This is a genomic window from Hydrocarboniclastica marina (assembly GCF_004851605.1).
GTDB lineage: Bacteria > Pseudomonadota > Gammaproteobacteria > Pseudomonadales > Oleiphilaceae > Hydrocarboniclastica > Hydrocarboniclastica marina.
The window spans coordinates 3562839-3588227 of record NZ_CP031093.1; the positions used below are offsets into that span (position 1 = coordinate 3562839).

Annotated in this window: 25 protein-coding genes; 11 read left to right on the top strand and 14 right to left on the bottom strand. The window is 57.8% G+C overall.

The annotated features are described in order from the left end of the window. Positions 1 to 78: 78 nt before the first annotated feature. Positions 79 to 1479, bottom strand: a complete 1401-nt coding sequence (locus tag soil367_RS15745) for a hypothetical protein (RefSeq protein WP_136549996.1) — start codon at positions 1477 to 1479, stop codon at positions 79 to 81. A gap of 167 nt (positions 1480 to 1646) precedes the next feature. On the opposite strand from soil367_RS15745, the gene soil367_RS15750 reads away from it, so the two are divergent. Further along, entirely contained in the window at positions 1647 to 2099 is a 453-nt protein-coding gene (locus soil367_RS15750) for a PilZ domain-containing protein (RefSeq protein WP_136549997.1), read from the top strand. A 105-nt stretch (positions 2100 to 2204) separates the two neighbouring features. On the opposite strand, the gene argB is transcribed toward soil367_RS15750, so the two are convergent. From argB to coaBC, 4 genes are all read right to left on the bottom strand, one after another. Then, a complete protein-coding gene (argB, locus tag soil367_RS15755; RefSeq protein ID WP_136549998.1) occupies positions 2205 to 3098 on the bottom strand; it encodes an acetylglutamate kinase in 894 nt (297 codons plus the stop codon). A 76-nt stretch (positions 3099 to 3174) separates the two neighbouring features. Continuing rightward, complete coding sequence (locus tag soil367_RS19140; RefSeq protein WP_136549999.1) at positions 3175 to 5790, bottom strand: phosphomannomutase/phosphoglucomutase; 2616 nt, start codon at positions 5788 to 5790, stop codon at positions 3175 to 3177. A 129-nt stretch (positions 5791 to 5919) separates the two neighbouring features. After that, positions 5920 to 6384: a dUTP diphosphatase gene (dut, locus tag soil367_RS15765; RefSeq protein ID WP_136550000.1), complete on the bottom strand. Its 465-nt coding sequence runs from the start codon at positions 6382 to 6384 to the stop codon at positions 5920 to 5922. A gap of 9 nt (positions 6385 to 6393) precedes the next feature. After that, entirely contained in the window at positions 6394 to 7608 is a 1215-nt protein-coding gene (gene coaBC, locus soil367_RS15770) for a bifunctional phosphopantothenoylcysteine decarboxylase/phosphopantothenate--cysteine ligase CoaBC (protein ID WP_136550001.1), read from the bottom strand. Positions 7609 to 7755: 147 nt separating this feature from the next. On the opposite strand from coaBC, the gene radC reads away from it, so the two are divergent. From radC to rpmG, 3 genes are all read left to right on the top strand, one after another. After that, a complete protein-coding gene (gene radC, locus soil367_RS15775) occupies positions 7756 to 8430 on the top strand; it encodes a RadC family protein (protein WP_136550002.1) in 675 nt (224 codons plus the stop codon). 335 nt (positions 8431 to 8765) lie between these two features. Continuing rightward, positions 8766 to 9002 (top strand): 50S ribosomal protein L28, encoded by a 237-nt coding sequence (rpmB, locus tag soil367_RS15780; protein ID WP_136550003.1) that lies wholly within the window; start codon positions 8766 to 8768, stop codon positions 9000 to 9002. Between the two features lie 11 nt (positions 9003 to 9013). Next, on the top strand, positions 9014 to 9169 hold the full coding sequence (rpmG, locus tag soil367_RS15785) for a 50S ribosomal protein L33 (RefSeq protein WP_136550004.1): 156 nt from the start codon (positions 9014 to 9016) through the stop codon (positions 9167 to 9169). Positions 9170 to 9302: 133 nt separating this feature from the next. On the opposite strand, the gene soil367_RS15790 is transcribed toward rpmG, so the two are convergent. The 3 genes from soil367_RS15790 to soil367_RS15800 form a co-directional block, all read right to left on the bottom strand. Then, positions 9303 to 10163 (bottom strand): endonuclease/exonuclease/phosphatase family protein, encoded by an 861-nt coding sequence (locus soil367_RS15790; protein WP_136550005.1) that lies wholly within the window; start codon positions 10161 to 10163, stop codon positions 9303 to 9305. A gap of 61 nt (positions 10164 to 10224) precedes the next feature. Continuing rightward, entirely contained in the window at positions 10225 to 10857 is a 633-nt protein-coding gene (locus tag soil367_RS15795) for a thiol:disulfide interchange protein DsbA/DsbL (RefSeq protein ID WP_136550006.1), read from the bottom strand. Between the two features lie 206 nt (positions 10858 to 11063). Further along, complete coding sequence (locus soil367_RS15800; RefSeq protein WP_246065365.1) at positions 11064 to 11723, bottom strand: c-type cytochrome; 660 nt, start codon at positions 11721 to 11723, stop codon at positions 11064 to 11066. 254 nt (positions 11724 to 11977) lie between these two features. Here soil367_RS15800 and yihA point away from each other — a divergent pair, with 254 nt between their 5' ends. Then, positions 11978 to 12649 carry a ribosome biogenesis GTP-binding protein YihA/YsxC gene (gene yihA, locus soil367_RS15805; RefSeq protein WP_136550007.1) on the top strand — a complete coding sequence of 224 codons (672 nt, stop codon included), beginning with the start codon at positions 11978 to 11980 and terminating at the stop codon, positions 12647 to 12649. Between the two features lie 227 nt (positions 12650 to 12876). Here yihA and soil367_RS15810 read toward each other — a convergent pair whose 3' ends face one another. After that, the gene (locus soil367_RS15810; RefSeq protein WP_136550008.1) at positions 12877 to 13539 is read right to left on the bottom strand and encodes a TetR/AcrR family transcriptional regulator; all 663 of its coding nucleotides are present in this window, start codon (positions 13537 to 13539) and stop codon (positions 12877 to 12879) included. Between the two features lie 315 nt (positions 13540 to 13854). Here soil367_RS15810 and soil367_RS15815 point away from each other — a divergent pair, with 315 nt between their 5' ends. The 6 genes from soil367_RS15815 to soil367_RS15840 all read left to right on the top strand — a co-directional run bounded on the left by soil367_RS15815 (position 13855) and on the right by soil367_RS15840 (position 19180). Next, a complete protein-coding gene (locus soil367_RS15815) occupies positions 13855 to 15300 on the top strand; it encodes a coniferyl aldehyde dehydrogenase (protein WP_136550009.1) in 1446 nt (481 codons plus the stop codon). A 42-nt stretch (positions 15301 to 15342) separates the two neighbouring features. Continuing rightward, a complete protein-coding gene (locus soil367_RS15820; RefSeq protein WP_136550010.1) occupies positions 15343 to 15963 on the top strand; it encodes a hypothetical protein in 621 nt (206 codons plus the stop codon). Between the two features lie 77 nt (positions 15964 to 16040). Next, positions 16041 to 17636, top strand: coding sequence for a GMC family oxidoreductase (locus tag soil367_RS15825; RefSeq protein WP_342777432.1), 1596 nt, complete (start codon positions 16041 to 16043; stop codon positions 17634 to 17636). A 119-nt stretch (positions 17637 to 17755) separates the two neighbouring features. Further along, positions 17756 to 18241: a pantetheine-phosphate adenylyltransferase gene (gene coaD / locus soil367_RS15830; protein ID WP_136550011.1), complete on the top strand. Its 486-nt coding sequence runs from the start codon at positions 17756 to 17758 to the stop codon at positions 18239 to 18241. Positions 18242 to 18317: 76 nt separating this feature from the next. Then, a complete protein-coding gene (locus tag soil367_RS15835) occupies positions 18318 to 18566 on the top strand; it encodes a YfhL family 4Fe-4S dicluster ferredoxin (RefSeq protein ID WP_136550012.1) in 249 nt (82 codons plus the stop codon). A 92-nt stretch (positions 18567 to 18658) separates the two neighbouring features. Beyond that, entirely contained in the window at positions 18659 to 19180 is a 522-nt protein-coding gene (locus soil367_RS15840; RefSeq protein WP_136550013.1) for a hypothetical protein, read from the top strand. Between the two features lie 42 nt (positions 19181 to 19222). Here the strand turns inward: soil367_RS15840 and soil367_RS15845 are convergent, their stop codons facing one another. The 5 genes from soil367_RS15845 to soil367_RS15865 all read right to left on the bottom strand — a co-directional run bounded on the left by soil367_RS15845 (position 19223) and on the right by soil367_RS15865 (position 25210). Beyond that, positions 19223 to 20503, bottom strand: a complete 1281-nt coding sequence (locus soil367_RS15845) for a DUF945 family protein (protein WP_172962370.1) — start codon at positions 20501 to 20503, stop codon at positions 19223 to 19225. A gap of 92 nt (positions 20504 to 20595) precedes the next feature. Continuing rightward, on the bottom strand, positions 20596 to 21696 hold the full coding sequence (locus soil367_RS15850; RefSeq protein WP_136550015.1) for an AI-2E family transporter: 1101 nt from the start codon (positions 21694 to 21696) through the stop codon (positions 20596 to 20598). Between the two features lie 75 nt (positions 21697 to 21771). Beyond that, positions 21772 to 23874: a polyphosphate kinase 1 gene (ppk1, locus tag soil367_RS15855; protein ID WP_136550016.1), complete on the bottom strand. Its 2103-nt coding sequence runs from the start codon at positions 23872 to 23874 to the stop codon at positions 21772 to 21774. A 79-nt stretch (positions 23875 to 23953) separates the two neighbouring features. Continuing rightward, the gene (gene hemB, locus soil367_RS15860) at positions 23954 to 24970 is read right to left on the bottom strand and encodes a porphobilinogen synthase (protein WP_136550017.1); all 1017 of its coding nucleotides are present in this window, start codon (positions 24968 to 24970) and stop codon (positions 23954 to 23956) included. A 57-nt stretch (positions 24971 to 25027) separates the two neighbouring features. Beyond that, positions 25028 to 25210 carry a hypothetical protein gene (locus tag soil367_RS15865; RefSeq protein WP_136550018.1) on the bottom strand — a complete coding sequence of 61 codons (183 nt, stop codon included), beginning with the start codon at positions 25208 to 25210 and terminating at the stop codon, positions 25028 to 25030. Positions 25211 to 25389: the final 179 nt, after the last annotated feature.

Genomic DNA, 25389 nt, shown 5'->3' on the forward strand with positions numbered 1-25389 from the left:
GAATTACCTTTGGTTCGTCAGCATGAGTCATGCGCATGCCAGATAAAGCTAACGCTATAGCGGTCGTCGCGGCATTCGCTAGAAAATGGGGCTACCGACGTCTGCCGACTCAGACTCGTCTTCAAACTGGGCTGGCACATGGTCCGTCGGGCCAGAGCGTCGACCGGCCGCATCACGCAGGCGCATCTCCTCCAGCACAGGTGGCAACTCATCAAGGCGGCGCAACACATGCAGTTCGGACACATCAGCTCTGGCCGCAGGCGACGCAAACTCGCCGCCTGCGACTCGACGCAGAATGATCAACTGTCTGTTATTGATATCAGATAAATGCCCCTCAAGGCTATGGCCGGCCGCCATTTCGACGCGGATCTGACGGCCCAGCCAATGGTCGGCTGTCGCCAACGGTGTTTGCCGCCAGGCCAAATGATCCGCTACAGCCGGTTCAACCGCGGCCGGTTGCACAGACGCCGGCTCGGTTACAGCGAGGAAAATAGCCTTATCAACCTCGAATCCGACTTGGGCCAATGGCCGCCCGTTGTGCTGCACCAGAAGATCGTCACGACTGAAGTAAGCCGCCAGCGTGTTGATGTCGGCGACCTCGGCCTTGGGTTTTACTGGCAAGTCGGCGGCGATCTCTCCTCCTTCGTGCAGCCAGCTCTGATATAGCGAGGCTAACTCCGGCGAGAGCGCAATGCCCCACTGCTTCAGATCGCGCTGGAGTGCTTCAGTTTCAGCACTGGCCCAGCCAGAAGGGTCTTTATGTCCAGGCTTCGCACAGTACGCCGACAAGCGCCGCATGAAGCCGCCGTCTCTGACCACTAACTGCATCGAGGGCCAACCGGTCAGACCGGCATCCGCCAATTGTGCCCACTCAATAGGCAGCTCCTCGCCTTGTAACCTGAAATCGACACTGCCTATTTCATTGCCGTTCAGTTCGCCCACGAGCTCATACCCGTCTCTGGTCGCGCCGAGCCAGTGCAGGGTCAGGTCCACCTCCAACCGGTCAATACCCATGGACAACAAGTCAGTACCACCCAGTTGCGTGCGAGCCCCGCAGGCACGCAAATGCCAGGGTCGAGGCCATTGAGCCCGCGTGTCGTCAGTCTGGGTTAGCCAGTCTTTGGTCAGGGCCGGCCGTACTATAAGCTGGGCCTGGCTAACTTCGAGCCGGGTATTGTCCGGCCAGACGCCGGTCGGGCGCAAAAGCCAGTTAACCAGCGTAGCGGCTGAGTCCATCGATAGCGTTGCCGAGGCGACGCGGATGGGTTGGCTGAGTTCAAACAGTGTCAGCTCCAAGTCCCGAACCTCCACAGAGCCATCAAGGCGAGGGTTGACCCCTTGCCATGTGAGAACGCCCTTTTCGGCTATGTCGCTTTTAACCCGGCTCAGAAACTGGTCAGCCCCGTACCAGATGGCGACGTAGGTGCCCACCGCTAACAGCACAACCGCAACAATTATGGTCAAGCCTATCTTTTTCATGAAATTTTCTTGAGCGCCCTAAAAATGGGGGGACGGGACTGATATCGTACGGATGGCCCGGACACCAGCATTGCTATGATTGACTTTAGCAGCTGCATTCCGGATAGGGAGAATAAAGCCAGACATGACTGGGCTCGGGGCGAGCCGCCGGGTTCGGAGCAACCTCTATGCACGCACACCATCGTTCCTTTATCAGACACCCTATTGAGATCCCCATAGAGGTGGCATCAGAAGACGAGCCCGGCCATCTGGAACCCCTGAAGAACCTGAGCTTCGGCGGGCTGGCTTTCGGCACTCACCAGGAGTATGCGCCCGGAACGCTGCTGGGCATCAATATCCAGACGCCGGATCAACCTGTACAACTGACCGCACGGGTGGCCTGGTGCAGACGCTGCGAGCATGGGCAGGACGACAAGCAGGAGGGTACGCACGCGTACGATATCGGTGTCGCTTTCGAGGATAATCTGGATGCGTTCCGGATCCGGATGGTCGAGCAGATCTGCCAGATTGAGCGTTATCGCCTGACCGTGCTCGACTGCGAAGGACGTGAGTTAACAGCCGAGGAGGCCGCTATGGAGTGGATAGAGCGCTTCGGGGCCCGGTTCTACCCTCAGGATTGAACGCGCACGCGCCCACTTGCGGTTGGCACCCGACGCACACTGCATGTGTTCTTGCTGGTCACACAAGACGTGACCCTGTAACGCCACGCAGCGCGGCGCCCGTCTCTAGCGGGAGATGAGCGTACCGACGCCTTCGTCAGTGAATATTTCCAGCAATGTCGCGTGCGCCACTCGGCCGTCGATGATATGGGCTGTGTGAACACCATTTTTTACCGCGTTCAGGGCGCAACGAATCTTGGGCAGCATGCCACCGTGAATCGTTCCATCGGCAATCAGTGCGTCGACCTCGGCCGATTTCAGACCGGTCAAAACCTTACCCTGGCGATCCTGCAGGCCGGATACGTTGGTCAGCAGAATCAGCTTTTCGGCGTTAAGCTCTTCGGCCACTTTCCCGGCGACGATATCCGCGTTTATGTTGTAGGCAGTGCCGTCGGGGCCTACACCGATAGGCGCAATAACAGGAATCACGTTGCTCCTGGTCAGCATGGTGATGACTTCGCTGTCGACCTTGACCACCTCGCCCACATGGCCGATATCGACGATTTCGGGACGCGACATCTCCGGTGACGGTTTGACCACTTCCATCTTGCGGGCCCGGATCAGGTTAGCGTCTTTACCCGTCAGGCCGATGGCCTTGCCACCCTGCTGATTGATCAGCGATACGATCTGCTTGTTAACCCGTCCGCCAAGCACCATCTCAACCACATCCATGGTTTCGCTGTCGGTGACGCGCATGCCATCAACAAAGTGAGACTTGATCTGCAGCCGATCCAGCAGTTCACCAATCTGGGGTCCGCCGCCATGAACAATGATGGGATTGATGCCGACCAGCTTCATCAGCACCATATCCCGTGCAAAAGAACGCTGTAGCTCAACATTCTCCATGGCGTTTCCGCCGTACTTGACGACAATGGTCTTGCCGGTGAAACGCTGAATGTAAGGGAGCCCCTTACTCAGTACCGCAGCGACCTGCATGGCGGTGTCGCGATCCAAAGCCATCGTCGCTTCTCCCCTGTTTCTGTTTCTGTATAGCCGGCAACAGGCCGGCCTGGTTACACGTTGAGTGCGGCAGTCGTTAGAACGTCAGCTCAACATCGGGCGCTACTTTCTGCATCTGCTCGCGGAAAATTACCTTGATCCGCTCGAGGCTCTCTTCGTTCTCGGCTTCAAATCGAAGCACCAGCATAGGCGTTGTGTTCGATGCCCGGCACAGGCCCCAACCGTCGGCATAGTCTACGCGCACCCCGTCTATGGTATTGATATTGGCGTCGCCGAATTCGCCCTCGCTCGCCAGTTTCTCAATAATTTCGAACTTGTTCTCATCGGTAACCGTCAGGTTGATCTCAGGTGTACTGACGTCCTCGGGGAAGTCCGCAAAGACCTCGTCGCTGGTTCGGTCTTCTATGCCCAGTATCTCCAGCAGCCGCGCAGCACTATAGATGCCATCGTCAAAGCCAAGCCAGCGCTCGGAGAAAAACACGTGGCCGCTCATTTCGCCCGCAAGCAACGCACCGGTTTCTTTCATCTTGGCTTTTATCCAGGAATGACCGGTCTTCCACATGATCGGCCGGCCGCCAAACTCATTGATGGTCGCGGCGAGCCTGCGGCTACACTTGACGTCATAGATAATGTCAGCGCCGGGATTACGGGAAACCACATCACGCGCAAACAGCATCAGAAGGCGATCGGCCCAGATGATCTTGCCAGTATTACTGACCACGCCAAGCCGGTCACCGTCGCCGTCAAACGCGATCCCCAGGTCGGCCTTCTCGCTCTTGACGCGGGCGATCAGGTCCACCAGGTTTTCCGGCTTGCCCGGGTCAGGGTGGTGATTGGGGAAACTTCCGTCCACCTCGCAGTAGAGGGGGATAACTTCGCAACCCAGCTCCTCGATGAGCCGGGGGCCGAGCTCGCCGGCAATACCATTGCCCGCATCGACCACGACTTTCAAAGGCGCCGCCACAGCGATATCGCCCAGAATCCGGTCGAGATAGGCTTGCTGCACGTCTTCCCGGCTCAGGCTGCCCTGACCCTGCCGGAAGTTGCCAGCCTTTATACGGGTGAGCAGATCCTGAATAGCATCGCCGGCGAACGTTTCGCCGCCGACCATCATTTTGAGCCCGTTGTAGTTCGAGGGGTTGTGACTGCCGGTAATCATTACGCCCGAGCCCGTGCCCAGGTGATGGGTGGCGAAATAAAGCACAGGCGTGGGCACCCGGCCGATGTCAATGACGTCGCATCCCGTGGACCGCAGACCCTGGGTCAGGGCTTCGGCCAGTTCCGGACTGGAATGGCGGCCATCGTAGCCCACACACATGGAACTGAATCCACGGCTCGCCGCTTCGCTACCAATAGCCATGCCGATGTAGCGTACGATTTCCGGCGTCAGTGTTTCGCCGACGATACCGCGGATATCATAGGCTCTGAATATCGAACTCGGAATATCAACTTCCACTGTCATAGCATCTTCCAGATCAACACCCGTTAGTTCGCCCGAGCCGGCAGCGGGTGTGTTACCTCCCAGCCCGAGAACGTCGTCATCACCATCAAACATATCAATATCCAGAACATTGTCGTCCTGAAACAACGGCTCTTCCTGGCCCGTATGGCCACTACTGGCACGCCCTTTTTGCGCGTCCCGTAGCGCGGCGTCAGCCTTCACAAGACGCTTGTCTACCGCCCTGGACAGCTGCTGCAGCGTTTGCCCCAGCGCCGCAAGTACCTCGAGTGTGAAGGTCGGCACCCGGGTGCGTTCGCCGGAGAAGTTCTTCTGAGCCCACATATGCAGCTTTTGTGCTTCGTGATTCAGCGTGCGGCTGAACCACCCCATCAGGCCGAAAATCACGGCAGCGGCTAGGATACCCATTCCCGCAATCACTGACCAGAACAGCATCCGGTCAGCCTGCCAGGGACCATCCGCTGAGGCCGTCAGTTGCAGCGACCAGCCAGGAAAAGAAAGGTCGCGCGTGAGCGTCTCTCCATCACCAGTGCCCTGAGTCAGGACGACAATATCCTGACCACCCACACGCTGGACCAGACTCAACCGTCCACCAGAACCTGCGGGCTGAACCAGGGCGGCGCCAAGCGCCGACGGATCAAGGACCACAAGTGCGCTACCGCGGGGTTCGCCATCACTGACCGGCGTCATGGGTGCCGCGATCTGGAAAAGCCATTGGTCGTCTCGACGAAACGCGTCCATCAGCAGGCTGTTGCTTGACTGTGATTTCTGGGCAAGGTCGAGGCTGGCAAAACTGAGGGGAACATCCAGGTCAGCTGGCTGGCTGATATTTCCGGCCGGAAAAATATGCGCCTCGCGAACTGTTGGGAGCATTGCTGCGAGAAAATCGGCGGCCTGGCGACGCGCTTCTTCATCGTCGACGATCTCGATAATGGAAGGCTCCCGGGCAAAATGGCGCACCAGCTCACTGAAGTGGGTGAGACGCTGTTCGACCTGACGTTTCTGGCTCTCGATCCGTGCTTCAAGCGCTGCAGACTCTGCCGCCTGTTCGGCAGGCGAGAGCACCAATACATCAAGCAACAGACCGATGAGCACAGCGCCGAGGATCACTGCCAACGCCTGGAACAGGCCTATTTTTCCCGGAGTCACCGTCCCGGCAGGCGATTTACCCGCAGGGTTTGAATCACCGTTCATCTCAGGCGGGGTATCACTTTTCTTTTTGCCGAGTTTCATACTCTCACACTACTCCGCTTGGCCGCTTCTGCCACGCCAGGGGCTACGCGCCCGGCTTCGATCAATTAACGAGTATAGCCCTAATGTCTGGCCCAGAAGCCCCCGGGCCAAGCAGAGCAGGCAGACACGCTAATCGCGGCCGGTTGAACCGAAGCCACCAGCGGCGCGTTCGCTGCCGGTAAACTCGTCAACAATTGCAAAATCCGCCTGTACGACCGGCACGATTATCAGTTGGGCGATGCGTTCACCGACGTCAATGGTGAAGCTCGTGTTGCCCCGGTTCCAGCACGAAACCATGAGTTCGCCCTGATAGTCCGAGTCGATGAGACCGACAAGGTTACCCAGAACAATGCCATGTTTGTGCCCCAAACCCGAGCGCGGCAATACCATACCGGCCAGCCCGGGGTCTTCGATATAGATTGCTACACCCGTGCGGATGAGCTGAGTCTCACCCGGTTTAATTTCAAGAGGCGCGTCCAGGCAGGCGCGAAGGTCGAGGCCGGCAGAGCCAGAAGTGGCGTGGGCCGGCAGGGGAATTGTCTGGCCGAGGCGGCTATCGATGAGCTTTAACTGAAACGTTTGCTTGTGACTCACACTTGTCCCTCAGGGCTTGATTTTGATCCTGCGCTGTTGACCAATAAGCTCAATCAGGGCGCTGGCCAGCGCCTGTTTGGGTTGGCTCGGAAACGTTTGTGTTCCGTCGTGCCAGAATACACTCACAGCGTTGTTCTCGCTGTTGAAACCTATACGGGTATCCGAAACATCGTTGGCTATGATCATATCGAGATTCTTGCGTTCAAGCTTGTCGCGGGCGTAATGCTCTACGCGGCGGGTCTCAGCGGCAAAGCCCACGCAGTACGATGCCAGCTGTCGGGTCGCTACATGAGCCAGAATGTCGGTATTGGCAACAAGCTCCAGAGCCAGCTCATCATTGCTCTTCTTTATCTTGTGGGCCTGCTTGAGCCGGACTCGATAGTCAGCCACCGCAGCGGTGGCTATAAAAAGGTCGCAACCTTCGGCCAGACTTTGCTCTACCGCTGCCAGCATGTCATCCGCGGACACCACATCCAGGCGCTGAACACCGGCGGGCGCGGGTAAACTGGTCGGGCCAGACACCAACACCACATTCGCCCCCGCCTGCTGGGCGGCCGCTGCCATAGCGTAGCCCATCCGGCCGGAACTGTGGTTGCTGATATAACGTACGGGGTCAATCGCTTCGCGGGTGGGGCCCGCCGTAACCACCACCCGAAGCCCTTGCAGAACCTGCTCACTGAGCGGACGTGCAGATGCTTGGAGGCGAGCCAGTATATCGAGGGGTTCGAGCATACGGCCAGGCCCTGTGTCACCGCAGGCCTGATCACCCTCAGCCGGACCCCAGAGCTCAAACTGAGGGTCATCTGCCAGACGTCTTGCATTCGCCTGGGTACGGGCGTTTCGCCACATGGCCTGATTCATCGCTGGCGCCAGGATAATCGGCGCCTCTGTCGCCAGGCAAACCGTCGTCAGCAGATCATCCGCCATTCCATTTGCCAGCCGCGCCAGGGTATTGGCGGAGGCTGGCGCGACCAATACCCGGTCAGCCCACTTGGCCAGCTCTATGTGGCCCATTCCCGCCTCTGCGCTTTCGTCAAGCAGGCGGGAAGATACAGGATTGCCGGACAGGGCCTGGAACGTCAGCGGCGAGACAAACGCCTCAGCGCCGGCGGTCATCACCACCCGCACCTCATACCCGGCCTTGCGCAATTGCCGTACAAGATCAGCCGTCTTATAAGCGGCAATACCCCCCGAAACGCCGAGCAATATCCGCGCTGGCTTCATCGTGCACACTCCTTCTGGCGCGCCCTCAGAAAAACTGCCTGAAAGCTGCTTCAATAATTTTTCGTAAGATACCACAGCAGGCTGAGTTACACTGTCGCCCGGATTGACACAATCACGGATGAAGACAGGTCAGACAGGGATCGCCTCATGACGCTCAAAGCCTTGCCTTTGGCCGAACGGCCGCGGGAAAAACTGCTATGCCACGGCGCCGAGTACCTCAGCGATGCTGAACTCCTCGCCCTCTTTCTGAGAACCGGCATGCGTGGCCGGTCTGTGCTTGAGCTTTCGCGTAAGCTGCTTGTCGACTTCGGCAGCCTCCGGCGCCTGCTCGGAGCCTCCGCTCAGCGCTTCTGCGCCGAGCCCGGGCTTGGCGAAGCGAAATACGCCCAGCTGCAGGCAAGCCTTGAAATGGCGCGGCGTGTGTTGGACGAGCCGCTGATCACGGGCGAGCCCCTTCAATCCCCGGCTGACACCCGGCGCTACCTGAAGAGCCGGCTGGTGACACGCCCCCACGAGGTTTTCGCGTGCCTGTTCCTGGATAACCGGCATCGCATCATCAGTTATGACGAAATGTTTTTCGGTACAATCGACGGTGCAGCGGTCTATCCGCGCGAAGTGGTGCGACGGGCTCTGGATCACAACGCTGCGGCGCTTATTCTGGCCCATAACCATCCCTCGGGGGTAGCCGAACCCAGCACAGCCGACATCAGCCTGACCAAGCGCCTACGCCAGGCACTTGAACTGGTCGATGTCCGCGTACTCGACCATATGATTATCGGGTACGAAGGGGTAACCTCCCTGGCGGAACGTGGCTTACTATGACAGTGCCGACGCGCCACCCAGAGTAGTAAGGTTCAATAATAAGTAGCAAGGGTCAATAATTAAGAATAACAAGAGTCAAACGCCCTATGCTTCCCGGGGCTCAAACGTCCTGGTGCTTTCTCTGCCTGGCCTTTGCTATTGGGTACGCTTTCTGGTATAAAAGCGTCCCTTTCTCTGGTGGCGTTGCCAGATAACTTTTGTGCTTCACTATCTGAGGCAACAGAAGAGCGGCGGCGCAGTAAATGTAAAAGGTAATATTCATACACAGGCTCAAGCCCGGCTGCGATACCGCACTGAGTGCTTCCTGTGAGACCACGCCGGGTTGGAGGCGAGTTATGTCCCGTATTTGTCAGGTCACCGGAAAGCGTCCGGTCACCGGTAACAACGTATCCCACGCGATGAACCACAACAAGCGTCGCTTCCTGCCGAACCTGCAATCGCATCGGTTCTGGGTAGAAAGCGAAAAGCGTTTCGTTAAACTGCGCATATCCACCAAGGGCATGCGCATCATCGACAAGAAAGGCATAGATACCGTCCTCGCTGAACTGCGCGGCCGCGGCGTCAAAGTGTAAGGAGCAGGATCATGCGCGAGAAGATTAAGCTGGTATCATCTGCAGGCACAGGTCACTTCTACACGACCAAAAAGAACAAGCGCAACACACCCGAAAAGATCGAAATGAAGAAGTACGATCCGGTTGTTCGCAAGCACGTTCCCTACAAGGAAGCCAAGATCAAGTAAACGATCCTGGATATGAAAAACCCGGCCCATCTTTCGGTGGTGCCGGGTTTTTCAGTTTGCGGGATGAGGCTCCGAATATCATATATTCAGTGAAAGGTTGAGACTACGCCTAGCGGAAGGCCGAGAGTACGCCTCAGTCGAAGGTTGAGAGATAGCCCTCGGGCAAAGCAACATCCAGCGCAATGGGCAAATGGTCAGAGACGGGAAAGCGCACAACCTCGGCCCCCCTTATTCTCAGCGACGGACTGACCAGGATATGGTCAAGCGCCCTTTCCGGACGCCAACTCGGAAAACTCGCAGCCACCCCCGGCAGTGGCACCAGGTTGGTTCCGCGAAGCGGCGTTCGAGTGAGCAGCTGCTCGGCATGGGCATTCATGTCGCCCATCAGGACCACATGTTCATACTCATCGATAAGGTCTCGAATGTAGGCTAACTGCCGATTCTGCGCGACTTTACTCAGCGCCAGATGCATGAGAACCAGCACCAGCGGATCACGCTCGGAACCATAGCGCGCCACGATTGCGCCGCGACCCGGTATAAGCCCTGGCAACTTATGCTCCTCGACGGACAGGGGGCGATAACGGCTCAACAGGCCGTTACTGTGCTGGGCAAAACGGCCCATGTTCCGATTGAGCTGCTGGTGCCAGTAAGGAAAACCCGAAGCGTCGGCCAAGTACTGAACCTGATTCACAAACCCGCTACGGAGAGAACCCCCGTCGCACTCCTGCAACGCCACTACGTCGTAATTCCTCAGCAATTGCCCGATCGAGTCGAGATTGTCGCTGCGACCGCGGTGCGGTAAAAAATGCTGCCAGCTTCGAGTAACGTAATGCCTGTACGAAGATGTCGAAATGCCTACCTGGATGTTAAACGTCAGGAGACGCAGATGACGATGAGGCTCGAAATCAGGCACATTTTCAGTGCCCGACGACGAACCTCTTGGCCCGTCCATGCCCATCAACGCCGAGAAACGCTTCCGCAGATTCTGATTCATGGCACCTGTCTTCAATCAGTGTCTGGTGAGGCGAAGTCACTCTCCTTTGCTACTAACCCCTTCACTGCCGTGCCTCGCGCTCCTGCTCAATCAGATGGTCTGCCACCTGTAGCATCTCTTCGTGGCCACCGGCCATACCCGCCGTTACAGTATACCGTCCATTAACGATCAGTGCCGGAACACCTGTCAGGCGTGCGCCCCGGATGACTGACTTGCTACGGTCCAGCTTGGCGTTCACACCGAAACTGTCAAAAGTCTTGTTGAACTTCTCGCGGTCGACGCCCTGCTCGGCAAAGAAATCAGCAAGGCTCTGCTTGTCGGAGAGTGCGCGCGGGTTATTTGCCAGTTTCTCGAAAAAGGCATCGTGAACCTTGTCCAGCACCCCCAGGGATTGGGCAACATAGAACGCCCGCGCATGAACCTCCCAGCTCTGGTTAAGTGCCGCCGGCAGATAGACCAGGTTTACGTCATCAGGCAAGTCCTTGGCCCAGGACTCCAGCAAGGGCTTCAGCCTGTAGCAATGCGGGCACCCATACCAGAAGACTTCTGCCACCTCGATCTTATCGCCACTCCGCGTTCCTACCTCTGTTGAAAGCTTCTGGTAGTGGCGCCCCTCCTCCCACTTGCCCTCTTCGGCTTGAAGCGCCATCGGCATCAGCGTGACTACCAGCAACAACAGAAAACTTCTCAGCATGGGGTTCTCCTTGAAAATAAGCGAAGCGAAATACCATCTGCCGTTTAGGTCAATGGCGTGGATTCAGTCCTGAAAAAACGTTAAACAAGACTGGGTCTGACCGCGGGCGCAGGCTGCGGTTCCCGGGCGCGAGTTTCACTTTCCCATAAAAAAACCCCTGCGGCAAAAGGTGCAGCAGGGGTTCTCTATTGCAGATATGCCGCGATTCAGTGAAGCCCGGACATATAACTGGAGATCGCTTCGATCTCGGCATCGGTCAGCTTACTGGCGATATCCTGCATCATCGCATTGGGATCGTTATCGCGCTTACCTGCCTGCCAATCGTTAAGCTGCTTGGCCAGGTACGCAGCTTTCTGGCCACCGACCTGAGGAAAGGCAGCAGAAGCGATGCCCTGTCCAGCTGGGCCATGGCAGGCGCTACAGGCGGTGACACCGCTCGCCATATTACCGCCCCGGTACAGTGCCCGCCCCATCTCTATCAGTTCCGGATCCGCCTGCTCAAGCGTCATCTCCTGGGTCTGGTAGAACGCAGCCAGATCGGCCAGGTCCTGCTCCGACAGAGGCTGCAGAATGCCGGTCATCTCCGGCACAACCCGACGTCCTGCCTTGATGTCCTGCAACTGCTTGAGGATGTACTTTTCTCCGATACCGGCGATCTTTGGGTAGCTCGGCGCTACCGGCGACGCCCCCGACTGGCCGTGACAGGCACCGCAAGTTGCAGCGAGAGATTTGCCCGCCTCGGGATCACCCTGAGCCTGCGCGACGCCGGCCAGACCTACGGCCATAATCAGGCCTGCAATGATTTTCTTCATGCTCGCACCATCTTCTCTGATCAGGATCACTTCAGGGTTTGACACCCGCTGCATTCGTCCATTCTTCCTCGGGCGCCCCAATGTTTGCATTCCGGCGCCGCCGGCAAGTTTCGGCGGTGCATGGTAGCAAGCATCCAGCAAAAATGCTCACCCATTGAGGCGACGCCTCGACCGGGCGCAGCAGAGAACCAGGCCGCGACCTTCTGAAAACCCGAAGCCAGAGGAATAAACCAGACTTATATTAATTTGGTGTAGCATTATACATAAATGAAAACTCTCTGAAATGCAGAACCGGGGCCAAATTCGCCGTGAAGCCAGTAAATGCCAGTCAGTCGCTAGAAAAGCCCGCTATAGCGTTCAACAGCGCCCGCTTCCTTACCAGTGCGTCGCGTCGCAGCGAGTGCCCGGAAGACAGTGGCGCCGAGATCGCATTTGCCGGACGATCCAACGCAGGTAAATCGAGCGCTCTCAATACCATCACACTCAACAGCAAGCTGGCTCGGACCAGCAAGACCCCTGGCCGGACCCGCCTGATCAACTTTTTCAGCCTGAGTACGCCTGGGTGCCGCCTGGTGGACCTGCCCGGTTACGGCTACGCCAAGGTCTCACGGGATATGAAAAACGACTGGCAACAGCACCTGGACGACTACCTGGTAAACCGGGAGTGCCTGCGCGGCCTGACTCTGGTCATGGATATCCGGCATCCGCTGACACCCTTCGATAGAATGATGAGTGACTGGGCCGGGCATAATGGCCTACCACTGACCATTCTTTTGACGAAAGCGGACAAGCTGAAGAATGGTCCGGCCAGGCAGACCGCACTGGACGTAAAAAAGGAACTGGCCAATCACCCGTCACTGGTGGCTGTAATACCTTTCTCATCACTTAAAAAAACCGGCGTAGATCAAACACGCCTGCAACTGAGCCAGTGGCTGGTCGGAGAAAACGCGGGGAAGATAGCGGAAGAGCCAGAAGGCTGAAAAAAAACTCCCGGGCCAGGCCCGGGAGAACTCGTTGGGGTTTCACCATAAGGTGATCCCTGAGAGACTCAGACTCAAGGAAGACGCTTGAACTCGAAAGCCCGTCCAGCAAAAACAGGAGGGCATCAAATTGGCGTCACTGCTTAGAAGCCTTGTTCTCCGGTTAGTTCCCCGCCCGAACATTTTTTTGCAGATCTGCCCGCCAGGCCTGTTTTACACATACCGGATCAGCAAGCTGACTGTAACGAGACTTCGAACCGGTAAGACTTCCGCAACCGTTCGATCTCGTCGTGGTACGCCGACGAAACATACGGCAACTCGAGCGTCAGCACCTGATATATCCCTTGCCGTAATTGCTGCCGGGTTATAGCTTCTTCACCTTCCCCGGCATGCGCCGTCTTCAGAAAAGACATCCAGTTTGTGACGATAAGCCAGGTATTGAGCGCCATGGCCTGCCGCTCACTGTCCTCGTGCGGCAGGAAAATGCCAGCGTGCTGGAGGGCAAGAAGAATCTGCTCCATCTTGGACAGACAGCCATGCGTGAACTCTCGGTAGTCGCGTCGCAGGCGTTCATCGGCATCAAGCAGAAACTCAAGGTCCCGATGAAAAAAGCGGAATTCCCATAAGCCATCAAAAACCGTTTCGAGCAGCCTGAGTTTCTCCTGAACCGTAAAAGGCACCTCCGGATTCAGTTGCAGCGTTACCTCAACCTGCTGGCGATATCCCCGAAATATTTCGTAGACGATCTCGCTTTTGTTCCGGAAATGGTAATAAAGGTTACCCGGCGATATGCCCATGTGTGCGGCGATATGGTTGGTCGTGACATTTCTCTCTCCTGAACGGTTAAACAGTTCAAGACTGGCCAGAATTATCTTGTCGCGCGTCTTCATAACGTCCCGTAGATGTTGAAATTCGCCCTGCTGAGCCCGCTCTGCGAGGGCCATGCCTGTGTAACAGGTGCGCCGTCACAGGCTTGCGGCGATAGGCTTGACTACCTAGAGTATATACTCTAATAATAGCCCAAGGTACGATTACCGAAACTCAGCATGCTGGTCGGAAATGGTCGCTAGCTGCTCGAGCACCACTGGGCTGCTGTGGCGCCGGCGCAGAAATCTCAGGCACTGGCCGTCGCCGGTGGCCGCCCGATACACGGCCGCACACGGCCGTCCAATAAAATCAGATGGGATTGAACCCAGGAGGCCCCGATGGTCGCTAACGTTGTTGAACTAACGGAAAACAAAAAGCAGATCCAGCAACTACAGCGTCTGTTCGCAGCCCAACAGACGGCTTTTCAGAAGAACAGAAATCCTTCTGTGGCCGAACGCCGGGAAAATCTCAAGCGCCTTAAAAAGATGCTGCTCGACAATCAGGAAGCCATTATCGCGGCCATAGATACTGACTTCAGCTGCCGCAGCGCCGACGAGACCCGGCTGGCGGAACTGATGCCTGCGGTACAGGGGATCGACTACGCTGCCGGCCATCTGAGCAACTGGATGAAGCCATCCAAGCGCCATGTGAGCCTGCTGTTCCAGCCCGCCAGTAACAAGGTGTACTTCCAACCTAAAGGGGTCGTAGGGATCATCGTGCCCTGGAACTACCCTCTTTATCTCGCAGTGGGCCCGCTGGTCGCCGCGCTTGCGGCAGGAAACCGGGCCATGCTGAAAATGTCCGAGTTTACGCCGGAGTTCTCCGCCCTGTTCAAGGATCTGCTTCAGGCAACCTTCGCTGAGGATCTCGTCGCTGTAGTGAACGGCGACGCCGAGGTCGCGGCTGCTTTTTCAGGCCAGCCTTTCAACCATCTGCTTTTCACAGGCTCGACACAGGTCGGCCGCCTCGTAATGAAAGCTGCAGCAGACAATCTTACACCGGTTACGCTCGAATTAGGCGGTAAATCGCCCGCCCTGGTATCACCCGACGTGCCTATAGCCGATGCAGCCAAGCGGATCGCCTTTGGCAAAGCGTTCAACGCGGGTCAAACCTGCGTAGCGCCCGACTACGTGCTCTGCCCCGCGGACCGTGTCGATGCGTTTGTAGATGAGTTCAAGGCCGCGATGGGGAAACTGTACCCGACGGTGAAGGACAACAGCTCCTACACCAGCATTGTGAATGACCGTCAGCACGCGCGCCTGACCAGCTACCTCGACGACGCCCGAAAAAAAGGAGCGCGTGTTATCGAAGTGAATGCCGCCAATGATCAGTTCGGCAGCGAAACGCGCAAAATGCCGGTGCACCTTGTCCTTGACGCAACAGACGACATGCTGGTGATGCAGGAAGAGATCTTCGGCCCGCTCCTCCCGGTTGTACCCTACCAACGCCCAGCTGATGCGCTGCAGTACATCAATGACCGTCCGCACCCGTTGGCACTCTATTACTTCGGCTATGATAAAAAGGCCCAGTCAGAGGTCATGGAGCGGACACAATCTGGCGGCATGGGCATCAATGACACATTGATGCATGTGGCCCAGGATGATTTGCCGTTCGGCGGCGTCGGCCCATCCGGCATCGGCCACTACCACGGCAAGGAAGGCTTCCTGACCTTTTCCCATGCCCGAAGTGTATTTTCCAAACAGCGCTTCAACAGTAGCGAGATGATCTATCCGCCATACGGTGGGCTGATCAACAAACTGGTCTACCGGCTTTTCATCCGTTAAGGGTGTTCGGCGACACAATAAAAATTACGAGGTTGCCCATTTATGAGCACGAAGATGGTAACGCCTGGGACAGACGACACGCTTATGTCCCGTCGCGGTTTTCTGCGGACTGGACTGGCCGGTGCCGCGCTGCTCGGAACAGCCAGCGCGGGCATCGGTTTAACCGGGTGCAGTGACGCCCCTAAGGGCAGCCACAAGGTCGACGGCAACAGTGTCCAGTATCACTTCCTGACCGATGATGATCGCCTGCTGCTGCTGGCTCTATCACCGGCGATTCTTGCCGATGCACTACCGCAGGGCCAGGACCAGCGCCAGCAAAGCCTCAACCAGACAGTGGCGGGCATCGACGCCGCCATATATCGTTTTTCGCCCAGCATGCAGTCTGAGTTCCGCCAGTTGTTTGACCTGCTGCACTTCAGCCCGACACGGGCTTTGGCTGCAGGTGTATGGCAGGGCTGGGACACCGTCGATCCGGAACGGGCCAATGTATTCCTGAATCGCTGGAAAGACAGCAGCATCGATCTGTTCACCAGCGCCTACATCGGCTTGGTGAAAGTCACTAACGTTGCGTTCTACGGCATGCCCGCAACCTGGTCCAACTCCCACTACCCGGGGCCGCCCGCCTACGCCCTCACCGCTCTACCCCAGTTCCAGAAGTCCTGACAGCTGGACCAGCTGGCCCTGAAGGCAGGGCCAGCCAAGCTGTCACACCCCAAGAACAATCTTTCGCGACTGGATAAATGATGAAAAGCACAGACATTATTGCCCAAGGCCTGGAGAAAGGCTGGAAAGTCACCGATGCCGCGACACTGCAGGATGACCAGACACTCGAGGCCGATGTCGTGGTCATAGGGACCGGCGCCGGCGGCGGCACGACGGCCGAGATTCTGGCCAAGGCCGGCCTGCGCGTCATCATGGTGGAAGAGGGACGCCTCTATCACCAGAAGCATTTCACTATGGACGAGCACTGGAGTTACTCCAGGCTTTATCAGGAAGGTCTGGGTCGTGTTACCAAGGACGGCGGGATCGCAATCCTTCAGGGCCGCTGCGTAGGTGGCTCAACTACCGTGAACTGGACGTCCAGCTTCCGCACGCCCGAACAGACCCTCAAGCACTGGCAGGAGCGCTTCGGAGTTAAGGAGTGCGAGCCCGAAACACTGGCCCCCTGGTTCGAGGATCGCGAAAAACGACAGAAGATCGCCACCTGGGCCGCGGACCCGAACCCCAACAACACTGTTCTGAAAACCGGTTGCGAGCAGTTGGGCTGGCACTGGGATACTATCCCGCGGAATGTCAACGGCTGCTGGGATCTTGGCTACTGCGGTTTTGGCTGCCCTACCAACGCCAAGCAGGGCATGCTGGTCACGACAGTACCCGGCGCGCTCGATCACGGCAGTGAACTGATTCACAGCCTGCGCGCCGAAAAGCTCATCCACGCCAACGGCAAAATCCAGGCACTTGAGGCGGTTGCCCTCGACGGTGAAGCCCTGCGTCCGACCGGCAGGCGCGTGACTTTGAAGGCGCGCCATTTCGTGCTCTCGGCGAGCGCACTCGGCAGCCCGGCCCTGTTGCTGCGCTCCGGCGTCCCGGACCCTTACGGGCGTATCGGCAAGCGTACGTTCCTCCATCCTGTCAATGCCACGGTCGCCGAGATGCCGGAGAAGGTGGAACCCTACTACGGTGCGCCACAGTCAATCTACTCGGATGAGTTTGTCTGGCGCGATGGCGTTGCAGGCGCAGTCGGGTTCAAGTTGGAAGTGCCTCCCCTCCAGCCGGGAATGGCTGCAGGCATTATTCCGCAGCACGGCAAAGCCATGACCGCCACTATGGACCGCTTCCCCTACATTAATTCGGTCATTGCCCTGCTGCGGGACGGTTTCCACGAGCAAAGCGAAGGCGGCACCGTCAGCCTGCGCGACGACGGTTCGCCGGTGCTCGACTATCCCATGACCGACTACCTCTGGGCGGGAATGCGTGACGCGTACGAACGCATGGTAGAGATCCAGTTCGCAGCTGGCGCCAAGTCAGTCAGTCTGGTGCACCTCGACAGCCCGGCGTTCACGAGCGTGGCCGATGCCAAACGGAAGATGGCCGACATCCCCATGGCCCTGCATCGGGCCCGCCTGTTCACCGCCCACCAGATGGGCGGATGCGCGATGGGCGAAGACGCTGAAATGGCGGTAGTGAACAGCTTCGGTGAGCACCATCAGCTCGAAAATCTCAACATCCATGACGCATCGATATTTCCCACCAGTATCGGCGCCAACCCGCAGCTCTCAATTTATGCTCTCAGCGCCCGTAACGCGCAACGCCTGAGCCGGCGACTGAAAGCGTAAGCGCAAACGGTCCCGGGCGGCGGTAAAACCGCGGTGAATGGTTGAGGCCCGCAACGGCTTTGGCTACCATCGCGCCCCATGACGCTGAAGTACCGCCGCCCCGATTGAGGATCGCTGACATGAAAAAGGTAATTTACCCGGGCACCTTCGACCCGATAACGAACGGCCATGTCGACCTCGTCGCCCGGGGTTCGCGGCTGTTTGACTCGCTTATCGTCGCCATAGCAGAGAGCCCTAAAAAAAAGCCGCTGTTATCCCTGGCTGAACGTGTCACGCTTGCCGAGCAGTCGCTGTCGCACCTGTCCAACGTCAAGGTCGTAGGCTTCAGTAACCTGCTGGCCGAGTTCGTCCAGCAGCAAGGGGGCAGCATTATCCTGCGGGGCTTGCGGGCGGTCTCCGACTTTGAGTACGAGTTCCAGCTGGCGGATATGAACCGGCACCTGGCCCCCGACCTCGAGAGCGTGTTCCTGACCCCCGCAAATCACCTATCGTACATTTCCTCTACCCTGATCCGCGAGATTGCAGCGCTTGGAGGCGACATTACCGAGTTTGTACCCCAGCCTGTTGCTGATTGCCTGCGCAGGAAATTCGAACAGAAACAGTAAGTCGCTGACAGCGGTAACCCGGCCTGGTCCGTGGCCGGAGTTCCGCCATGCCGACGGTTAAGAGGTTGCGTCAGAGATGGCCCTAATTATTACCGACGACTGCATCAATTGTGACGTATGCGAACCCGAGTGCCCCAACGAGGCTATAACCCCCGGCGATGGCCTTTACGTCATAGCCCCGGAACGTTGCACCCAGTGTGTTGGGCACTATGTTGAGCCCCAATGCCAGTTGGTCTGCCCGGTAGACTGTATTCCGGTCGATCCTGCCCATGTTGAAAGCGAAGCTCAGCTGAAGGAGAAATTCCGTCGCCTTCAGCTCGACTGAATCGCAGCTAAGATTGACCCCGAAACCGGCTGGCAAAAACTGTAGGCTGAGGTAGGCTTAGTTTACTTCCCCCACCCTAGAGTCGCGCAGCCATGGCAGACAATACTATTGACCCGCCCGAAGACGATACTGGTGATGCACGGCCGGGTAGACGCAAGCTGCTACTGGTAAGTGCCGGGCTTGCCCTCGTTGTCCTGGTCTCTGTCGCACTGACGGCAGTGCTCATGTTCGCGTTCCAGGAAGATCCCCCTACACCTGAGCCCAAGGCACTGATCCAGACGCCCGACTCGCTCGAAAAAGCGGATACCCAGCGTCTCGATGCGCTCATCCAGCAGCAGGCTGAAACCATAAAACAGCTGCAAGCACAGGTTCAGAAATTGAACGAAGGCCAGGGTGACGAAAGCCTGAAAGCCGCCATGGCAGATCAGGAGCAGCGCTATCAGGCCTTTCTTGTAACGATGAAAGAGGGGATGGTGGATCTGGCCAATATGGTACGCGGCTCGCGAACGTGGCTGGAACAGTATGGCGCAAGGCTGGACGAAGCCATTCAGAACAGTAAAGCGCGGGAGCAGGCGTTGCTCTCCAGGGCAGAGAGCAACAGCGAAGCAAGGTAACCGAGACACCCGACGGCCTGGCGGCAGTATGCCCGCGCTCGATCAGATCAGCGGCGGCACAGGGATCGGCTGACCGTTGACGTTCAACGTCATTCCTTCGAGGTCGACGTTCAGAAGGAATATCCCGTCCTTTTCCAGAAGCACGCCCTGCTGGTACAGCTGGAAGAGCCGCTGCTGGAACGCAACCGGAAGCTGCTCCAGCATGCTGGCCGGAACCTTGAGACTTAGCCCTCCAGTGCTGTGCTGGAAAATACTGCCCATAGCGGCCCGTCCAGCGGCATCCAGCTCGGGATGGGCAAAATGGAATTCCAGCTCAGCGGCGCCACCGGGCGCATTAACGACCATGGTCGGAATACCAACAGCGAGTCCGTGGGCCATCAGGGTCCGAACGGCATCCATCATGCTGCTGAACAGCTCCAGATGTTGCGCGGCCTGCTCAGCCGCACTGGCGTCGCGGCTTATTCCGTTCAATCGATTCGCCGCAAGCAAGACCTGGTTGGTCGCTTCAATATCAAAGTTTTCTGCGACAAAACGCATCTGAATGTCGCTAAAGGACTGGCCATTGGCTTCGACAGCGGCGACGCCGATATCCATCTGGTTCTTCAGGCGACCATCGCCTTCTTCGACCGTTCGGGCCAGCAGCGTCGCATCTTCGACGCTGAACCGGCCAGAGCCTGCCAAGTTCGCGCTTAGTTCAGCCACTGAAAACGCGACCTCTCCCGTCCAGACTTCGCCGACCAGACGCGACATATCCTCCGCGACGGATACCTGTCCCAGACGTAAGAAGTTCGCGCCCTGGGTGACCTCAAGGCCGGCCCAGGAGGAATGGATACTGGCGCTTTCACCGGAATCACTGACTGCGAAATCAGCATCCAGGGGCGCCCAACGGAATGTCATGCCTTCTTTCTGCCGATCTACCCCTGGCACCATCAGATTACTTTCAAAGTCGCCATTCCAGTGGGCATGGGATATCAGAACGGGCTTGTCCTGGTCAAAGAACGAGAGTGCTGCTTGATGTCTGCCCTCGTCTAGCCGTGTTTCGATACGCGCACTGGTGAGTCCGTGAGCGATGCGGGAGCGCAAGAAAACATCGACAGGCTCCTCGAGCTCGGGAGCATCGAGCGTCAGTTTGCTCAGAACTTCGGTAGAAAGGTAGCCGCGGTCATACTCAAGGTTTTCCAGAACCGCGGCAGACGCCGCGCCTCGGTTAAACTCATCTGTCATCTGGCCCCACGACGAGCGGGTCAACGACCCGGTCACAACTGGAGCTGCCACCGCGAGCACGACCAGCAGGATGAGACCCGCAATAGTTATTCTTTTCATAGTGTCTCCGGTTTGTTCTGTCGAGTGACAGCCTGAGCCGGTCCGTTCCAGAACCGGTAGAGTCAGCGCTGGCATGCCCGTCAGGCGTTATTTCACTTGAGCGAAGAGCTGTCCGCGACCGGGCTCGGGGTATGACGGGCCTGTTTTCGCTGTCGCTTCTGTAGTTCAGCGATGTCCGGCCCCAGCAGAATAGACACCCAGCGGGTGTCCTCGTGGGCTTCCAGAGCAATTTTCAAAAGCATGGTCAGGGGCACCGATAACAGCATTCCGACCGGGCCGAGGACCCAGCCCCAGAAAACCAGGGACAGAAATACCACAAGTGTCGACAGGCCCATGCCCCGCCCCATGATGCGCGGCTCTATGACGTTGCCCAGCACCACATTGATGACCAGGTAGCCTGTACCCACCAGAACCGCATCGAACCAGCCGAGCTGAACCAGCGCCAACAGTACTGCTGGCACCGCAGCGATTGCGGAGCCGATACTCGGCACGTAATTGAACATAAAGGCGATCAGTCCCCAGAGCATGGCATAGTCCACTGACAGGATGCTCAGCCAGATATAAACCAGCACGCCCGTTATCAGACTGATCGTGGTTTTTATGTTCATGTAGCGTTTCACGGTTTCAAGAAAACGTTCCGCCCCAAGCATCGGCCGGTCATTGCCGAACGCCAGTTGCAGCTTGCGCGGGATGGAAGCACCCTCGAAAAGCATGAACAACACCGCCAGGAGAATCAGAAAGGCATTGGAGAACACAGTGCCCAGATTACTCAGGACGTTGGCAACCATACGAAACCCTGTTCCCGGATCCATATACTGCTGCACAAAGCCCTCGGGGATATTGAACCCCCAGGTGTTCAACTGGGCGATGAACTCGATAGTGATTGTGCGCAACTTCTGCTGGTACTGGGGCAGGTCGCTGGTGAAATTGGCGATGGTCGAAGCCACGATCGTCAAAAAGCCAATCTGGAGCAGCACCAGGAAGGCAATAACCACGAGGATAGAGATCCAGGATGGGACGCCCCAGCGCTGCATCAGCATGAACGGCGGCGCGCACAATATGGCGATAAAGGACGCCAACAGGAACGTCACCATCAGCGTGGCGGCGGCCTTTATGCCTGCGACCACGATCACGAACGCGGCGAGCGTGATGACGATGCGGGCACCCGCAGAAAATCCGTTCGGCTTGATCATTGGATGGGATCTTTTCCTGCTGCGTGTCGACCCTGGTTGCGGTGGCGCCACCAAGAGGCCTGGACGGCGAATTTACTACTTCGCCGTCAGCCTTTCCAGCAATATGGTCTGAGCCGACAGTCTGGGTTCACCTTCTGCGGGCTGGTTCTGGGTATATGTTCCGTCGGCATTGAGTTCCGCGCTGAAACAATTGTCCTGCAGGTATATTTCCAGTTCTTCCAACACACGCTCGGCCAACGCAGGGTCGTTAATCGGAAAGCACGTTTCTACCCGGTTGAACAGATTGCGCGCCATCCAGTCCGCGCTGGCACAGTAGGTATCGGCTTTGCCGTTATTGTAGAAGTAGTAGACACGGCTGTGCTCCAGAAAGCGCCCGACCACCGAAATCACCCTGATATTCTCCGACAGACCCGGTACCCGGGGGCGAAGGCAACAGATACCGCGGACGATCAGGTCAATGCGCACACCCGCGATAGAGGCACGATACAGAGCCCTTATTACCTCGGTCTCAGCCAGGGCATTCAGCTTTACAACAATTCGTGCCGGCTTACCCGCCTGTGCGTGCCCGGCCTCTCTCTCGATCAACTCGATCAATTTGGAATGGAGCGTAAAAGGCGCGTGCAGCAGCTTCTTCACTTTCAGCGCCTTACCCATCCCGGTAAGTTGCTGGAATATCTTGTTGACGTCGTCCCCCAGCGCATCGTCACAGGTCAGCAAACTGTAATCGGTGTATAGCCGCGCGTTGCCGGCGTGGTAATTGCCGGTACCGAGGTGAACGTAGCGCTTCAGTCCGCTCTCTTCCCGGCGCACGATCATGATCATCTTGGCATGGGTTTTATAGCCGACCACTCCGTACACGACCACAGCGCCGGCTTCCTGCAGACGGCTCGCCAGTTCCAGATTCTCGGCTTCGTCGAAGCGGGCCTGCAGCTCAATGACTGCCGTGACCTCCTTGCCGCGTCGCGCTGCGTCCGCGAGGGCTTCCACAAGCTCGGACTCCGCACCGGTCCGGTAGAGAGTCTGTCGGATAGCGAGAACTCCCGGGTCGCGAGCGGCTTGCCTGAGCAGGTCGATTACCGGCGTAAAGCTTTCAAACGGATGGTAAAGCAGGATGTCCTGCTGCCGCATGGCTTCAAAAATGGTTTCCCGGCTGCGGATGGCCCGTGGCACAGAAGGAGTTATTCCCGGGTAGTCCAGATCCGGTCGGTTCAGCAGACGACCAAGCGCCATCAGGCGGGCAAGGTTGACCGGACCATGGACCAGATACAGTTCGCGTTCACTCAAGCCGAACTCGGTCAGCAGGAAGTTGACCAATTCGGCCGGGCAATTGTCCGCGACTTCCAGCCGCACGGCATCGCCGAACCTCCGACTGAGCAACTCGCCCCGCAGCGCCGAAGCCAGGTCTTCGAGGTCGTCTTCCAACTCCAGGTCAGCATTGCGGGTCAGCCGGAATTGGTAGCAACCCTTGACCGCCATGCCCGGGAATAACTGATCGGCGTGGGCATGAATCATTGATGAGAGGAAAACGAGATTGTCCCCGCCCGGGCAGACGTCGTCAGGCATTCGCACCAGTCGCGGTAAAGAACGTGGTGCAGGCACAAGCGCCATCCCGGTTTCCCGACCAAAGGCGTCCTTTCCCTCGAGCTTGACGATAAAGTTAAGGCTTTTGTTGACCAGGCGGGGAAGTGGATGCGAAGGGTCGAGCCCGATGGGGTTAACCACCGGCAGAATTTCTTCCTCAAAGTAGCGTGCTACCCAGTCGCGCTGTGCGGCGGTCCACTCGCGGCGCCGGACAAAATGAATATTTTCTCTCTCCAACGCTGGTATTAACACGCTGTTGAGAATCTCATATTGTTCCTGAACATAGCGGTGCGCTATTTCGGCGACTTCGTTCAGAGCCTGCTCCGGGCTGAGCCCGTCGGAGCCGACCGCCTCCCGACCATACTTTATCTGCTGCCGCAGGCCCGCCACACGGATCTCGAAAAACTCATCCATGTTGCTGCTGAATATGCAGCAGAACTGCATCCGGCTCAGCAGCGGGTGATGCTCGTCCAGAGCCTGCCGCAGCACGCGGTGGTTGAAATGAAGATGACTCAGTTCGCGGTTGAAGTAATGGGCCGCGGCGCCAAGATCGGGCTCATCCAGGATGTCTCCGGGGTTGTTTTTGTCATTGCTCATGTATTCAGGCCCCACTGGTATTCAAATCCCAACCTCAACGCCCGAACAAGTCCGGGGCTCGTGCTACGACCCGCTCCCGTCAGCCCCCTGGACGGGCTTTCAGGTGCTGGGCAGCGCGCTTGGCAAAATAGGTCAATATGCCATCGGCGCCCGCCCGCTTGAAACACAGCAGGCTCTCCATCATGACCTTGTCGCCGTCCAGCCAGCCATTCTGAGCCGCGGCCATGTGCATGGCGTACTCACCGCTCACCTGGTAGGCGAACGTAGGTACCTGCAGCTCACTCTTTACCCGACGCACGATATCCAGGTACGGCATGCCCGGCTTCACCATGACCATGTCCGCGCCTTCGGCCAGGTCCAGAGCGACCTCATGAAGTGCCTCGTCACTGTTCCCCGGGTCCATCTGGTAGGTTTCCTTGCTGCTCTTGCCGAGGTTCCCAGCTGAGCCTACCGCGTCCCGGAAAGGGCCGTAATAACTGGAGGCATATTTTGCAGAATAGGCCATTATTCGGGTATTGAAATGGCCAGCTTCTTCCAGAGCCTGCCGCACTGCGCCGATCCGGCCATCCATCATGTCCGAAGGCGCCACCACATCAGCGCCGGCCTCGGCGTGGGACAGCGCCTGTCTGACCAGAGCCTCCAGGGTGACGTCGTTCAGCACGTAGCCGTCGTCATCTATGATGCCGTCCTGACCATGCGTCGTAAATGGATCCAGCGCAACGTCCGTGATAATGCCGAGGCCGGGCTGGGCCTCTTTTACCGCCCGGACCGCCCGTTGGGCCAGGCCCTGAGGATCCCACGCAGCCTCGCCACCAAGACTTTTGGCCGAACTCGGCGTTACTGGAAAAAGGGCTACAGCGGGTATTCCCAGCTCGACCAGGACAGCGGCCTCACGCACAAGCTCATCCACAGACAGTCGCTCAACGCCGGGCATCGACGCCACGGGCTCACGGATGCCTTCCCCTTCGAGTACAAATAGCGGGTAGATCAGATCGTCTGTGCTAAGCCGGTGTTCGCGTACCAGCCGGCGGGAGAAATCGTCGCGCCGGTTACGGCGGGGGCGGGCGTGGGGATACTGCCGACTAACAGGTGACAAGACGTGTACTCCTCTGATAAATGCGATTCAACCCCAGTTGGGGTCAAACCGCCGGATTTATGCTACGGCACCGTTTTCATGACCTATTCCATGGCGTAGCGCCCCGGCGGTGCCGGTCACTTCGGGGGGGCCAGTATTGCTGGGCTCCAGAAAGGCCTCATCAGAAGATGTGAGGTACAGGAACAGCACTAGCAACACCACAAATATCGCGAAAATTGTCAGCAAGCGTTGAGGGTTCATGGCTCTCCAGGTCTATCTGCACTTTCAGGCTCAACCTGCACATAAGCCCGCATCATATCAAATGACGCTGCGTTTCGCGGGATAAGAGGAGTGTTGCACAATCAGTACGCCGCACGGTCTGGTTGACCGGCAGATACTGACCAACAGGGGATATGGTAATTTTTTGTAATAGCCAGAGG